This is a genomic window from Brevundimonas sp. ZS04, assembly GCF_001956865.1.
GTDB classification, from domain to species: domain Bacteria; phylum Pseudomonadota; class Alphaproteobacteria; order Caulobacterales; family Caulobacteraceae; genus Brevundimonas; species Brevundimonas diminuta.
Genome location: NZ_MTHE01000004.1, coordinates 251,497 through 266,592, shown reverse-complemented (window position 1 = coordinate 266,592; position 15,096 = coordinate 251,497). Strand labels below are relative to the sequence as shown.

Below are 15,096 nucleotides of genomic sequence, written 5' to 3'. Positions count from 1 at the left end.
TGGGAGAAGGAAGCAGTCAACCCGCCATCGCCATGTCCGGCACGCGCACCGTTTCGCGCCACGCATCCGGCTGAACCAGCAGGGCGCGGACCAGCTTGTTGTTCAGGGCGTGGCCCGCCTTGACGCCTTCATAGCGACCCAGCAGCGGCGCGCCGAGCACATACAGGTCGCCGATGGCGTCCAGCGCCTTGTGGCGCACGAACTCGCGCTCCATGCGCAGGCCGCCGGGGTTCAGGATCTGACCGCCGTCGATGACCACGGCGTTCTCCAGCGAGCCGCCGCGGGCCAGACCGGCCTGACGCAGGGCCTCGACCTCATGGGCGAAGCCAAAGGTGCGGGCCGCCATGATGTCCGAACGGAAGGTCGCCTCATCCACCACGAAATCCACCACCTGATGGCCGATGACCGGCGTCGGGAAGTCGATCTCGAAGCGCATCTCATAGCGGTCGCAGGGCTTAAGAACGGCGGACTTGTCGCCCTCCTCCACCCGGATGGGCTTCAGGATCTCGATATAGGTCTGGGGCGCTTCCTGACGGCGGAAGCCCGCGCGGTCCAGCAGTTGCACGAACTGCAGCGCCGAGCCGTCCAGGATCGGCAGTTCCGGCCCGTCCACCTCGATCACGGCGTTGGAGACGCCCAGGGCGGCCAGGGCGGCCATCAGGTGTTCGATCGTCGACAGGCGCACGCCCGCCGCGTTCTCGATCATGGTGTTCAGGCGCGCGTCCACGACCGCCTCGCCCGAGACGGGGATGCGGTTGTCGCGGTCGGTGACGTCCGTGCGCACGAAGACGATGCCGTGGCCGGGCGCAGCCGGGCGCACGACCAGACGCACGCGGCGGCCGGTGTGCACGCCGACGCCGGCGCAGATGGCCGGGGCGACGATGGTCTGTTCGTACTGGTCGTTGCGGACCGTCACTCGGAAACTCTCTGTTGCGCGACCCGCCCCAAACGGGACGGTCTTCGCCTCACCTGTCGTTTACGCCTCGGGGCTCAAGCCCGAAATGAAAGTCGGGTTTCGGATTGTTTCGGTTCGGCGACACGTCCCAGCCCCCGTCCCCACACGCAAAAACGCCCCGGAGGTCGACTCCGGGGCGTTTCTGTTTCAGGGCTTCTTAGGCCGATCAGTTCGCGAGGCGGCGGAGAAAGGAAGGGATCTCCAGGTCGTCATCCTCGGACTGGCCCACCTGCGGATCTTGCTGCTGGGGCTGCATCGCCTGGGTCTGGCGCAGTTGCTGGGTCGTGCGGTTCGACGACGGCGGCGGCGCATAGGACTGTTGCTGCTGCGGCTGCTGACGCTTGCGGCCGAACAGGCTCCAACCGCTGCGGCGATGGTCGCGCTCGTCGTAGAAGGGCTCCTCGGCGGGCTGTTCATGACGGGCGGCCGGACGCTGGGCCGGTTGCTGCGGCGCCGGCTGTTGACGCTGCGGCGCGCGATCGAAATAGAGGTCGCCCTGCTCGGAAGAGGCGGCGGGTTGGGCCCGACCGGCGCTCTGCTCATATTCCTCGACCCACGGATCGACGATCGGCTCCAGATTGCGCGGCGCGTCACGGATGACCGGCTCGGGCTTGGCTTCGATCTTCGGCTCAGGCGCGCGCGCGGCCGGAGCTTCATAGACCGGAGCGGGCGCCGGCTGCGGCGCGGCTTCGCGCACCGGATCGATGCGGACTTCCGGCTGACGCGGCGCCGCGTTCGGCAGGCCGCCGGTGCGGCCGAAGCTCCGGCCCTGCGGCTCGATCTGCTGGATGACGGCTTCATCCATGCCGGTCGCGACGACCGAGACGCGGATCTTGCCGTCCAGGGCCGGGTCGAAGGCGGCGCCGAAGATGATGTTGGCGTCGCCGTCCACTTCGCCGGCGATGGCGTTGGCGGCCTCGTCGACTTCCAGCAGGGTCATGTCCATGCCGCCGGTGATGTTCACCAGCACGGCCTTGGCGCCCTTCAGGCTGGTCTCGTCCAGCAGCGGGTTGGCGATGGCGTTCTGCGCCGCCAGCAGGGCGCGGTCGTCGCCCGTGGCCTCGCCCGTGCCCATCATGGCCTTGCCCATCTCGCTCATCACGGCGCGGACGTCGGCGAAGTCGAGGTTGATCAGACCCGGCAGGATCATCAGGTCGGTGATCGAGCGGACGCCCGAGTGCAGCACCTGGTCCGCCATGCCGAAGGCGTCGGAGAAGGTGGTGCGTTCGTTGGCAACGCGGAACAGGTTCTGGTTCGGGATGACGATCAGGGTGTCGACGTAACGCTGCAGCTCGGCCACGCCCGCGTCGGCCAGGCGCATCCGGTGGCGGCCTTCAAAGGTGAAGGGCTTGGTCACCACGCCGACGGTCAGGATGCCGCGATCACGCGCGCATTTGGCGATGACCGGCGCCGCGCCGGTGCCGGTGCCGCCGCCCATGCCGCAGGTGATGAAGACCATGTGCGCGCCTTCCAGGTGCGCATGGATCTCGTCCGCGCTCTCTTCGGCGGCGTTCATGCCGACTTCGGGGTGGGCGCCCGCGCCCAAGCCCTGCGTGATCGTCTCGCCCAGTTGGATGCGGCGGTCGGTCTTGGCGAAGCTCAGATGCTGGGCGTCGGTGTTGGCGACGACGAACTCCACGCCCTCAAGGCCGGAGTCGATCATGTTGTTGACCGCGTTTCCGCCCGCTCCGCCTACGCCGAAGACGACGATGCGGGGCTTCAATTCCGTAGCTTCCGGCCTGACCAGCGAGAGAGACATTGTATTATTCCGACCTAAGGACCCTGCCCTTCGTCCCCGATGCGAACTCCCCGCCGAATCGCATTGGTTATGAGCGCGTTAAGGAAAACCCTGACTGCGTTAACGAAGGGTTACCTCGATAGCGTGAGTCGGACGGAATGATAGTCGCTGCGAACAGCTTGACCGCAGATTTCGTGAACTTTCTTCGGTCTTGGTTCGCCGCGAATGTGAAAAGGGCGGCTCTCTCGAGCCGCCCTCTCCGTTTCGAAAGAGTTGTTCGACTTAGAACAGCTTGTAGTTCAGGCCAACGAAGAAGCGACGCCCATATGGGTCGAAGGTCGATGCGAAGCCCAGGTAGAGCGGCGGTTCGACATCCGTCAGGTTGGTCACGCCAGCGCGCACGGTGACATCATCTGTGACCTTATAGTTGAAGCTTACGTCGTGGCGGACGAAGTTGCCCGTAGTCCACCAGTCGGTCGGGGACTGATCGACGTTGCCCGACGCGATGGCGTCGCGCTTCTTGACCAAGTCCTGCGAAGCCATCCAGTCGGCCAGCCAGCTCACGCTCAGTTTATTGTTGGGCGAAGTCCAGCTCAGGCGCGAGGTGCCCTCTAGCCTCGGGTAGAAGACGTTGGTGGTTAGATCATCGAAGAAGTCACGATTCGTAAGGCTGGTGTACTGCTTCTGCTCGATCAACCACAGTGCGCCAAAGGAGTAATTAAAGCGGCCGAAGTTCTTACCAAAGATTTCTTCGGTATCGAGGCTGTAGGTGGCCGTAATGTCCAGACCGCGAGTTTCCAGCTTAGCAAAGTTCAGCGTCTGCAGGATGAAGCCGCCGATCGGATCGCCAACGGGAGCGCCAACCTTGAAGACGTTGAACGGATCAGCGTCGTTGTTCGGGTTCTCGCGGCGGATCAGGGCGCAGGCCACAGCGTCCAGTTGAGCGCCGTTGACGCACTGGTTAGCGATCTGCTGGCCCGACGGCGTGACGATCACATCGTCGATCGTGATCTCATAATAATCCAGCACCAAGCTGAAGTTCGGGATGAACCGCGGGCGCAGGATCGTCGAGAAGGTGAAGGATTCCGACGTCTCAGGACGCAGATCCGGGTTGCCAGCCAGAACACTGGCGACACCGGCCGAATAGGCGGGACGATAGTCGTCTCCGATACCGACCGTCGCCTGACCGAAGTCATATGCCAGACCCTTCTGGGCAGCCAGAGCCGTACAGTTGGCGATACGATTTGTGCGGATTTCCGCCGCATTATTGCCGCTCAAGGAAGCAATGACACGCGTGTCGCATGGATCGGAGAAGCTGTTCACGAACGTCTGGCCGTAAGGACGGTAGTTTTCGGACAGGTTCGGAGCCCGGAAAGACGTATTGAAGCTGGTCTTGAACATGATGTCCTGGATCGGACGATAGACCAGGCTAAGGCCATAGACGTCGCCCGTGCCCGCAGTCGTATAATCAAACGTGCGGTACGAGCCGTTGAACTCAGCATACTCGCCCAACCAGCTGTCACGGAACAGCGGAATAGCCAATTCTGCGAAGAATTCCGTGGTCTCGTATTCGACACCCAGGAAATCAGCGCCTGTGTTCAACTGCAGCAGGCGGTTGTTCGTGTCGCGGCTACGGCCGACGCCCTCGGTATACTCCCGGCGGTATTCGGCGCCCACCGAGAAGCCGATCTGACCAGCGCCCCAGAAGTCGCCAACCTGACCACCGAAGGTCGCGACCGCGCTTTCCTGCACGTTCTTCTCATGAACCGTTACGCTGGCCGAAATGTATTCGAGAGCTTCAGCCGATTGGTTCCCCATGCCGAAGACGTTCAGCGGCTTACAACCCGCGATTTCCGGGTTGGTGGCGGCATCGATGTAGCTCGTCGTCGTCGTGTTGGGGTTCTGCTCCTGAACCGCAATGCCGCGCGCCGCCAGGTGCTGGACCCGACAGACGATCTCGCCTGGCTTGCCGTTCACAATGCCGGCCGTATCGACGATGGAGTCCATGGCGTGGCCGAAGCGGATCGCATCCGGTCCCGTCTCACGGTTCTTATTGTTCATTTCGCCGTAGGTGTACGACAGACTCCAGTTGGCGTTGTTGATGAAGCCGATACGATCGTAATCGCCTTCGAACGCCGCGACGTAACGCTGGACCTCACGATTGTTGGTCTGATCACGCGGAATGCCGAAGCCGCGGTGCAAGGCGATCGGAGCGGTCACGGCCGTACCCGGCGCGCCCGGCGTCGTGTTCGTCGGATCAGAATAGGGAATGAAGGTGTTGTTGCGGATTGCCGTAGCGAGATTGGCCGGCAGGAAGGCGTTGTCCGTCCGCGTGGCGAACGAACTGGTACCGCCGATCAAGCCCGGAGTATTCCCGTTGTTGCAACTGCGAGCCGCGCCGCCAAACGGCGTGCCGCCGCACGCCAGAGCTGAATCGACAATGAAGATATCCCAGAAAGAGAACTGGCCCTGATCGAAGGCGTCCTCGGTCGTGTATTTCGCTTCAAACGTCGCGCGAATGTTGTCGCTCACCTGCAGGTTGGCGCCGACCTGGTAACGTTGCGCTTCTTGTTCAGGGAAACGGGTCCAGGCGTCAAAAGCCGTCATGTTAGCCAGTTCGCCGTCACCGCCGATATTCCACGGACGGTTGGCGCCGGTGTTGCCGATACGCTGGCCGAAGTCAGCCAGACGCGCCGTGGCGCCGTCAAACCAGTAGGTGTAAGCTGGGTCCACGCTGAAGCAGTTGGACGAGGTCGAGAAGCTGCGGCACGCCGCCACCGGAACGTCCGGATCACCGAACGGGCTGGGGCGTTGCATGTTGGCCAGGGTCGTCGTACCCCAGAGCGGACGATCAAGGCGGCGAGCGTTGAAGAACTCTCCGGTATCTATAAAGCCATCAGCCGCCGGGCCGATGGCCAGGTTGGTCGGGTCGGCGTCAATGCCCAGCCCGACACGACCCCGACGCATCCAACCGATCTGGTTCGAACGAAGCTCATCGGCCTTTTCCCATTCAGCATGGGCATAGACGTTCAGACGATCGTCAAACAGGTTGATGCCGCCCAGGGCCGACACGCGGCGGGTAACGGCGTCGCCGCCCTTGACCAGCTGACCATAGTTGGCGTCGATCTCGAGGCCTTCGTAGTCTTTGCGCAGCGTGTAGTTGACGACGCCCGACACGGCGTCGGCGCCGTAAACCGACGAAGCGCCGCCGGTGATGATCTCGATGTTCTGAATCAGCAGGCGCGGAATCGTCGACACATCGACCGACAACGTGCCGGCCGAGGAGCCGACATGGCGGCGGCCATCAATCAGCGTCAGCGTACGGCCCGACCCGAGGGAGCGCAGGTTGGCGAATTCCAGACCGCCGTCATTCAGGCCCGAGCCCGTCGTATCCGACGGAACCAGCGAGTTGGACAGCGCCGGAATGGTCGCAAGGTAGTCGATAACCGTGGGCATGCCCGTCTCGAGCAGCGCCGCACCGTCGATCTGAATGATCGGAGCGGCCACAGTCGTCGGATCACGACGAATACGTGAACCGGTGACGACGATTTCTTCGACCTGCGTCGATTCTTCCGACACTGGCGGCGTCTGGGTCTGCGCCATGGCAGGCGCAGCGACCGCAACCACACCCGCCAAGACAGTCGTCCCAAACAGGTATTTGCGCTTCAAACTCATAATAGTTGCCCCCAAAAAGCTATGATCAGCGAACGCACGCGTCCGAAACGACGCGCATGCCTAATGACCACATCTAACGGAAAATGGCGGAAGGACAACCATTGTGACCTAAATCAGGCCATTGAGCGTCGGTAATGTAACAATCCCGCCACAGCAAAGACACATACCTAACAACGTTGCTGCTCTTGGAAAGAATTTTTTGAAATTGTTCGAAATCAGAAAAATTCTTTCAGGTATACGCGCGCATCAGCATTCTCTCTAATCGCAGTCAGAGAGAAATAGGGCCGCAAAGCGACGTTATTTAGAATGCAAACCGCGCAGACAGCTACAGATTATCCCGCAGCCAGCCCGCCGCGCGCGCCACCATGCCGCCACGGTGAACCTTTGGCGCATCCGCCGCGGTGATCTGTCGGGACATCAGCTTGCGGGCCGAGACAGCCTCGCGCGGACCGTAGGCGGCGCGCAGAAGGACGCCTGCGGCTGAGCAGAAGGCAGGGCCGGCTGCGGCGTCGGCCAGGTGGGGCGCGCGTTGCGGGCGGCCCAGGCGCACCGGGCGGTCGAAGACGCGCACGGCCAGTTCGCGCACGCCGTTCAGCTGGCTGGCGCCGCCGGTCAGGACCAGCCCCGCGCCGGGTTCGAGGCCCAGTCCGGCGTGCTTCAGGCGGTCGCGCAGCAGCTCCAGCGTCTCTTCCACGCGCGGGGCGATGACGGTCTTCAGCATGGCGCGCGGGACGATGACCGGACCGGCCGAAGCGTCCTCGCCGCGCGGCGGGGCCTCCAGCATTTCGCGGTCTTCGTTGGCGCTGGCCATGGCCGAGCCGTGCAGGGTCTTCAACCGCTCGGCGCCGACGCGCGAGGTCGACAGGCCGCGCGCGATGTCGGCGGTCACATGGTCGCCGCCGACGTTCAGGCTTTCGATATGCAGCAGGGAGCGCCCGCCCCAGACCGCCGCCGAGGTCGAGCCGCCGCCCATGTCGATGCACAGGGCGCCCAGCTCCATCTCATCCTCTTCCAGCGCGGCGAGGGAGGAGACGACCGGCGCTGCGGCCACGCCCTGCAGGTCCAGGTGCGCCAGTTCGAGGCAGTGGCTAAGGGCGTTGAACGAGCCCTCGGACATGGAGACGACCAGCAGGTCCAGTCCCAGAGAGCCGCCGCGCATCGAGCGCGGGTCGTGGACGCCGCGCGCCCCGTCCACCGACCAGGCGATGGGCAGGACGTGGATCGGGCGCCGGTTCGGCAGGCGGATCTGGGCCAGGGCCATGCCGATGGCGCGGGCCAGGTCGGCGTCGCTGATCGGATGCGAGCCAAGCGAGACGCGCGCCTGCACCCGGTGGCTGGCCATCTGGCCGATAGCCGTGGTGACGACGACGCCGGAGACAGGGGCGCCCGCCGCGCGCTCGGCGCGTTCGACGGCGTGGCCGATGGCCTGTGCCGTCTCGTCCATATTGACGATGGCCCCGCCCTTGACGCCGCGCGACTGGACATGGCCGGCGCCGGCGACGCGGATGGTACGGTCGGCGTGGCGCACGCCGTCGGGCTTCATGATGAAGCAGGCGACCTTGGCCTGGCCGAGATCAAGCGCGGCCACGACCGGCGCGCGCGGCGCGCCCCTGCCCTGTTCCGGCTTGATGTCTCGGCTGCGTCCAACCATGGGGTCGTGTCCTAGGAAGTCAGAGGGTCAAACGGCGCCTTCGGAAGGGCGGACGGCCACTTCTTCCGGCGTGCGAAGGTCGATACGGGCGAAGCCCAGGTCCAGCAGGCGTTCGCGCTGATCCAAGGCGTCGAGGCGGATGAGGGCGGATTCCTGATCCACGGCGGGCAGTTGGATCAGGGTGCCGTCCTTGAGGCGCAAGTCCCAGCGGCGCTCGTCCACCCGGACCAGGGCGTCGACCTTGGCCATCAGGCGCGGACGCTGGGCCAGCAGGGGCAGGACGTCGGAGGCCGCCTGATCGGCGCCCTTGCCCACCACCAGCGGCAGGCGCGGGTATCGGCCCGCGTCAGCGCCGGGAATGACGATCCCTTGCGCGTCGATCACGTGGGCCTTGCCGCCCACCTGCCAGACGGCGAGGCGGTCGTGCTCTTTGACGTCGACGATCAGGGTGTCAGGCAGCAGGCGCACCACGCGCGCCTCCTTGACCCAGCCGACCGACTGCACCCGGTCGCGCACGGCGGCCAGGTCCAGGCTGACGATGGGCTGATCGGCATGGACGCCGACGGCGGCGCGCACGGCGGCGGCGGCCTCGGGCGAGGCGCCGGTGACGTGGACCTGACGCACCTTCAGACCCATGCCGGTCGTGACCGAGTCAAAGCGTTCGGTGACGGCCGTCGAGATACGCTCGGCCCGCGCGCCGGTGGCCAGCACGGCCGCCAGTATGCCGACGCCGACCACCAGGGTCGCCGCCACGACGCGCGGCGACATGTCCAGACGGCCGATCTCGGCCGCGCGGCCGGACGGAGCGCCACGCGCGCCGCCCTTGCCCGAAGACTGTCGCCGACCGCCGCGCACTACCGCGGGCATGAGGCGTCCTCCACCATCCAACGAACCAGTTCGCGATAATCCATACCGACGAAGGCCGCCTGCTCGGGAACGAGCGAGGTCGGGGTCATGCCGGGCTGGGTGTTCACCTCCAACAGAACGAGAACGTCGTTAACATCGTCATAACGGAAGTCGGCGCGGGAGACGCCTCGGCACCCCATGGCCGCGTGGGCCAGCTCGGCCTGACGTAAAGCCTTGTCAAAGACGTGCGGCGGCAACTCGGCGGGCAGGACGTGGCGCGAGCCGCCGGGCGCGTATTTGGCTTCGTAGTCGTAGAAGCCCTTGGTCGGGGTGATGTCGGTGATGGTCAGGGCGCGCGGGCCGGTGGCCTCGCCGATCACGCTGACCGCCAGTTCCTTGCCAGGGATGAAGGGCTCGACCATGACCTGATCGCCATAGGCCCAGTCCTCGGCGCCGACCTCGGCCACCGGACGGTTGGCGCCCTCGCGCACCAGAAAGACGCCGACCGAGGAGCCCTCGGCGTTCGGCTTGACCACATAGGGCGGGTCGATGACGTGGCGCGACGCCACTTCATGCCGGCCGAACAGGCCGCCGCCGGGCACGATGACGCCCGCCGCGTGCAGCACGGCCTTGGACTTGTCCTTGTCCATCGCCAGGGCCGAGGCCAGGACGCCGGAGTGGGTGTATGGGATCTTCAGCGTCTCCAGGATGCCCTGGACGCAGCCGTCCTCGCCCCATTTGCCGTGCAGGGCGTTGAAAACGACGTCGGGCTTCAGCGCCGTCAGCACCTGAGCCAGATCGCGACCGGCGTCGACGCGCGTGACCTTGGCGACCTGTCCCTCCAGAGCGTCCGCGCAGCCGCGCCCCGAGGACAGCGAGACCTCGCGTTCCGACGACAGGCCGCCCATCAGGACAGCGACATGGAGGGTGTTCAGGGGCGTACGCATGGCGACATCCGAAGACTAGCCCACCCCTATGCCCTGAATACGGTTAACCGGTTGGAAACGATACGGGGTCGTGGAAGGAAATTCGTCACCTTCTTCCTTCGCCCCTTGAGGGAGAAGGTGGCTTGCGGAGCAAGACGGATGAGGGGTGCGAGGATACGGGCAAGCGGCTGGGATTGGGGCCAGGATTAGGGAACGTCGCGTCGACACCCCTCATCCGGCCCTGAAGGGCCACCTTCTCCCTCAAGGGGAGAAGGGTTACGGACGCCCGATCCGCTTGATTTCCCAGTTCAACTGCACGCCGGTCTTGGCCAGCACATCCGCGCGCACGGCTTCGCCCAGCCCCTCGATGTCAGCCGCCGTGGCCTCGCCGGGGTTGATCATGAAGTTGGAGTGCAGCTCGCTGAACTTGGCGCCGCCGCCCCCATGCGGTGCAGGCGCGGCGTGCAGCTTGCCGCGCCAGCCCGCCTCATCGACCAGCTTCCACGAGGAATGACCGTCGGGATTCTTGAAGGTCGAGCCGCCGGTCTTCTCGCGGATCGGCTGGGTCTTCTCGCGGCGCTCGGTGATCTCGTTGATCCGGGCGGCGACGGCTTCGGGCGCGTCGGGCGTTCCGCGATAAGTCGCCTCGATCCAGATGATGTCGGCCGGGGCGTTAGAATGACGATAGGTATAGCCGAAGTCGGCCACGGCCAGTTCGACCCGTTCGCCCTTGCGGTTCAGGCCCCAGGCGGACACCAGCACGTCTTTCGTCTCGGAGCCATAGCAGCCCGCATTCATCGTCAGGGCGCCGCCGATCGAGCCGGGGATGCCCGCATAGAACTCCAGCCCGGCGATGCCCGCCTTGGCCGAGGCGCGCGCCACCATGCTGTCCAGCGCGCCTGCGCCCGCCGTGACGGTGACGCCGTCGGTCGTGACCTGGCCCCAGGCGCGGCCCGCCAGACGGATCACCACGCCTTCGACCCCGCCGTCGCGCACGATCAGGTTGGAGCCGACGCCGATGGCCGTCACCGGCACGTCCTCGGGCAGGGTCTTGAGGAAGTCGGCCAGATCATCGGCGTCCGCCGGAATGAACAGGGCGTCCGCCGCCCCGCCCACGCGGAACCAGGTGTAGGGCCCCAGCGGCTCGTTCAGCAGCAGCTTGCCGCGCACGGCGGGGAGATTGTCAGTCCAGGCCATCCAGTAATCCGCTCATCCCGGCGGACGCCGGGATCCAGTGCTTTGGCTGCATCCAGCCGTTTGACGTTGATCCGATGTAGGGCGGCAAGGCTTCGTCGTGAAGCTCTCACTAGATCCCGGCGTCCGCCGGGATGAGCGGGAGCATGAGATTAAGCCAACGCCTCCAGCTGCGCCGGCAGGGCGTAGGCCCAGCTGGTGATGTCGCCGGCGCCCAGCAGGACCACCAGATCGCCGGGCTTGGCCTCATCCTTGATGACGCGCGGCAGGACGGCGGCGTTCTCCAGCGCGGCGACGTGGCGGTGGCCGTAGCGGCGGACGCCCTCGACCAGAGCGTGCTTGTCGACGCCCTCGATCGGCTGCTCGCCCGCCGGATAGACGTCGGCGACCAGAACGCTGTCGGCGTCCGAGAAGCAGGTGGAGAAGTCCTCCATCAGATCGCGCAGGCGGGTGTAGCGGTGCGGCTGGACCACGGCGATGACGCGGCCGGTGTTGTCGGCGTTCTGCACCACCTGGCGCGCGGCCTTAAGCACGGCGGCGATCTCGACCGGATGGTGGCCGTAGTCGTCGATGACGCGCACCCCATGAGCCACGCCCGTGGTGGTGAAGCGGCGCTTGACCCCGCCGAAGCCGGCCAGGCCCGTGCGGATGGCGTCGTCATCCACCCCGATCTCGCGCGCCACGGCGATGGCGGCCAGGGCGTTGGAGACGTTGTGCCAGCCCGCCATCGGCAGGTGCAGGTTCTCGATACGCGCAGGCTCGCCCAGGGCGGCCATGCCCTGCCCCTGGATCACCACGTCGAAGCGCGAGCCGTCCGGGTCCATGCGCACATTGTCGGCGCGGACCATGGCCTGAGGGTTCAGGCCGTAGGTGACTAGGCGGCGGTTGTCGATCTGGGCCGCCAGCTTCTGCACCTCGGGGTGATCCAGACAGACCACGCCGAAGCCGTAGAAGGGAATGTCTTCGATGAAGTCGCCGAACGCCTTCTTCACCGCGTCGAAGTCGCCGTAGTGGTCCAGGTGCTCCGGGTCGATGTTGGTGATGATCGCCACGGTGCATTTGAGGCGCAGGAAGGAGCCGTCGCTCTCATCCGCCTCGACCACCATCCAGTCGCCCTCGCCGACCTTGGCGTTGGTGCCATAGGCGTTGATGATGCCGCCGTTGACCACCGTCGGGTCCAGCGAACCGGCGTCCAGCAGGGCCGCGACCATCGAGGTCGTCGTCGTCTTGCCGTGCGTGCCGCCGACGCCGATCGAAAACTGCAGCCGCATCAGCTCGGCCAGCATCTCGGCCCGGCGCACCAGAGGAATGCGGCGTTCGCGCGCCACCGCCAGCTCGGGGTTGGTCGACTTGACCGCCGTGGAATAGACCACCGCCGAGACGCCCTCGGTCACATGGGCGGCGTCGTGGCCGATGTAGATGCGGGCGCCCAGCTTCTCCAGCCGCTCGGTATTGGCGCTGGCCTTGGCGTCCGAGCCCTGCACCTGATAGCCGATCTTCAGCATGATCTCGGCGATGCCGCTCATGCCGATGCCGCCGATGCCGACGAAGTGGACAGGCCCGAGGGCGAACGGAACGGGGCGAAGACGACGGATCATCTTCGCGTCATAGCCCAGACAGTATGTGATTTGCATACCCCTTCGTTCGTTCTCTCATCGCAGAGACAGGGCCGCATCTGAATCTTGGTTACTCCGCCTTAACCGTAAGGATTCACCATAAGCGTCTCATCTGTCCGGGGCCGCTTTTCCATGTCCGAGTTGAAGACCGACGTCATCCTGCGTGGCGACTGCATCGAGGTGCTGAAGGGCCTGCCGGACAAGTCGGTGGACATGGTCTTCGCCGACCCGCCCTATAACCTGCAGCTGGGCGGCGACCTGCTGCGTCCCGACAACTCCAAGGTCGATGCGGTCGACGACGACTGGGACAAGTTCGACAGCTTCGCCGCCTATGACGCCTTCACCCGCGCCTGGCTGGGCGAGTGCCGCCGGGTGCTGAAGGACGAGGGCTCGCTCTGGGTCATCGGCAGCTATCACAACATCTTCCGCCTGGGCGCGGCGATGCAGGATCTGGGCTTCTGGGTGCTGAACGACATCATCTGGCGCAAGTCCAACCCCATGCCGAACTTCAAGGGCACGCGCTTCACCAATGCGCACGAGACCCTGATCTGGGCCGCCAAGTCGCGCGAACAGAAGCGCTACACCTTCAACTACGACGCGCTGAAGGCCTTCAACGAAGACACACAGATGCGCTCGGACTGGACCCTGGCCCTGTGCACCGGCGGCGAGCGGCTGAAGGACGAGAACGGCGACAAGGCCCACCCGACCCAGAAGCCCGAGGCCCTGCTGCACCGCGTGCTGCTGTCGGCCAGCCGCGTCGGCGACGTGGTGCTGGACCCCTTCTTCGGCACCGGCACGACGGGGGCGGCGGCCAAGCGCCTGGGTCGCCGCTTCATCGGCATCGAACGCGACGAGACCTACGCCAAACTGGCTGAGAAGCGCATCAAGGCCGTTATTCCGGCCGCGCCGGAAGACCTGGTCGTCACCGGCTCCAAGAAGGCCGAGCCCAAGGTGCCCTTCGGCGCCCTGGTCGAGGCCGGGCTGCTGGCGCCGGGCGACAAGCTGTACTGCCCCAAGGGCGAGCGCGAGGCGCGGGTGCGGGCCGACGGCTCGCTGGTGTCCGGCGCCCTGACCGGCTCGATCCACAAGCTAGGCGCCCTGCTGGAGAACGCCCCGGCGTGCAACGGCTGGACCTACTGGCGCTTCAAGACGGATACGGGCCTGCGCCCCATCGACGCTCTGCGCGCCGAAATCCGCGCCGGGATGCAGTAAGGCGGCCGCTTCTCACCGCCTCATAACCTACAGGCGGCGTTGAAGAATATCGTTCCGGCAACGCTGGAACCTGGCGATCCTGGGCGGATTGAGGTTTCGGCGTCGCGTCGTCACGCGACGCAGGAGCCTGCCATGAAAATCGCCCAAGTCACGCCCTTGTACGAGGCCGTGCCGCCCCGGCTTTACGGCGGCACGGAGCGCGTGGTCGCCCACCTAACCGACGCCCTGGTCGAGTTGGGCCACGACGTCACCCTGTTCGCCAGCGCCGATGCGCGTACGCGCGCCCGCCTGATTCCGGTTCGCGATCAGGCCATCCGTCTGGACCCCGCCGCGTTGAAGTCCGATCTGGCGGCCCACATGGCCCAGTTGGCCGAGGTGCTGGACCGCGCCGACCGCTTCGACGTCATCCATTTCCACACCGACATGATCCACTTCCCCTTCTTCGAGGGCTGGGCGGACAAGACGGTGACGACCCTGCACGGGCGGTTGGACCTGAAGGATCTGGCCCCGATCTACGAGCGCTGGACGGAGTACGGCCTGGTGTCGATCTCCGACGATCAGCGCCGCCCCCTGCCCCACGCCACCTGGCGGGCGACCGTGCATCACGGCATGCCGGGCGATCTCTATCGCTTCTCGCCCCGGTCGCAGGGCTATCTCGCCTTTCTGGGCCGGATTTCACCCGAGAAGCGGCCCGACCGCGCCATCGAGATCGCGACCCGGCTGAACAAGCCGCTGAAGATCGCCGCCAAGATCGACGCCGCCGATCGCGCCTATTGGGAGGCGGAAATCGAACCTCTGGTGCGCGGCAATCCCCTGGTCGAGTTCGTCGGCGAGATCGGCGATGCGGAGAAGTCCGCCTTCCTGGGCGGGGCCGAGGCCCTGCTGTTCCCCATCGACTGGCCCGAGCCGTTCGGCCTGGTGATGATCGAGGCCATGGCCTGCGGCACGCCCATCATCGCCTTCGCCTGCGGCTCGACGCCCGAGATCATCGAGGACGGGGCCACCGGCTTCCTGGTGTCGACCATGGAGGAGGCGGTCGCCGCCGCCGCCCGGGCGCATCGGCTGGACCGGGAGGCGATCCGGGCGCGGTTCGACCTGCGCTTCTCCGCCACGGCGATGGCGCGGCGATATCTGGACGTCTACGCCGACCTTCTGGCGCAGCGGCCGTTCGCCGCCCCGATGAGGACGATCGAGGAAGAGCGCAGCTTCGCCGCCCTGGCCTAACCCTATCGGCCCGATGACGAACGCCGTTTTCATCTGAACTGAACCGCGCGCCGACCGTT

The 15,096-nt window shown here is 65.8% G+C and carries 10 protein-coding genes; 2 read left to right on the top strand and 8 right to left on the bottom strand.

Annotated features, from left to right (window positions below; genetic code table 11):
• Positions 1 to 16 precede the first annotated feature (16 nt).
• The 8 genes from lpxC to murC all read right to left on the bottom strand — a co-directional run bounded on the left by lpxC (position 17) and on the right by murC (position 12,583).
• A complete protein-coding gene (gene lpxC, locus BJP32_RS07700; RefSeq protein WP_076223530.1) occupies positions 17 to 916 on the bottom strand; it encodes a UDP-3-O-acyl-N-acetylglucosamine deacetylase in 900 nt (299 codons plus the stop codon).
• Positions 917 to 1,121: 205 nt separating this feature from the next.
• Positions 1,122 to 2,714, bottom strand: coding sequence for a cell division protein FtsZ (gene ftsZ / locus BJP32_RS07695; protein ID WP_046651633.1), 1,593 nt, complete (start codon positions 2,712 to 2,714; stop codon positions 1,122 to 1,124).
• 261 nt (positions 2,715 to 2,975) lie between these two features.
• A complete protein-coding gene (locus BJP32_RS07690) occupies positions 2,976 to 6,296 on the bottom strand; it encodes a TonB-dependent receptor (protein ID WP_052747925.1) in 3,321 nt (1,106 codons plus the stop codon).
• A gap of 397 nt (positions 6,297 to 6,693) precedes the next feature.
• Positions 6,694 to 8,019 (bottom strand): cell division protein FtsA, encoded by a 1,326-nt coding sequence (ftsA, locus tag BJP32_RS07685; RefSeq protein ID WP_046651635.1) that lies wholly within the window; start codon positions 8,017 to 8,019, stop codon positions 6,694 to 6,696.
• A gap of 27 nt (positions 8,020 to 8,046) precedes the next feature.
• The gene (locus BJP32_RS07680) at positions 8,047 to 8,886 is read right to left on the bottom strand and encodes a cell division protein FtsQ/DivIB (protein ID WP_076223529.1); all 840 of its coding nucleotides are present in this window, start codon (positions 8,884 to 8,886) and stop codon (positions 8,047 to 8,049) included.
• Complete coding sequence (locus BJP32_RS07675) at positions 8,874 to 9,812, bottom strand: D-alanine--D-alanine ligase (RefSeq protein WP_046651638.1); 939 nt, start codon at positions 9,810 to 9,812, stop codon at positions 8,874 to 8,876. Before BJP32_RS07675 ends, BJP32_RS07680 begins: the two co-directional genes overlap by 13 nt.
• A 255-nt stretch (positions 9,813 to 10,067) precedes the next feature.
• Entirely contained in the window at positions 10,068 to 10,988 is a 921-nt protein-coding gene (gene murB / locus BJP32_RS07670) for a UDP-N-acetylmuramate dehydrogenase (RefSeq protein WP_046651639.1), read from the bottom strand.
• A 149-nt stretch (positions 10,989 to 11,137) separates the two neighbouring features.
• Positions 11,138 to 12,583, bottom strand: a complete 1,446-nt coding sequence (gene murC / locus BJP32_RS07665; RefSeq protein WP_046651845.1) for a UDP-N-acetylmuramate--L-alanine ligase — start codon at positions 12,581 to 12,583, stop codon at positions 11,138 to 11,140.
• A gap of 150 nt (positions 12,584 to 12,733) precedes the next feature.
• Here murC and BJP32_RS07660 point away from each other — a divergent pair, with 150 nt between their 5' ends.
• Together BJP32_RS07660 and BJP32_RS07655 are read left to right on the top strand one after the other, a co-directional pair.
• The gene (locus tag BJP32_RS07660; protein ID WP_040344441.1) at positions 12,734 to 13,813 is read left to right on the top strand and encodes a site-specific DNA-methyltransferase; all 1,080 of its coding nucleotides are present in this window, start codon (positions 12,734 to 12,736) and stop codon (positions 13,811 to 13,813) included.
• 132 nt (positions 13,814 to 13,945) lie between these two features.
• Entirely contained in the window at positions 13,946 to 15,037 is a 1,092-nt protein-coding gene (locus BJP32_RS07655) for a glycosyltransferase family 4 protein (protein ID WP_046651640.1), read from the top strand.
• The last annotated feature ends 59 nt before the right edge of the window (positions 15,038 to 15,096 follow it).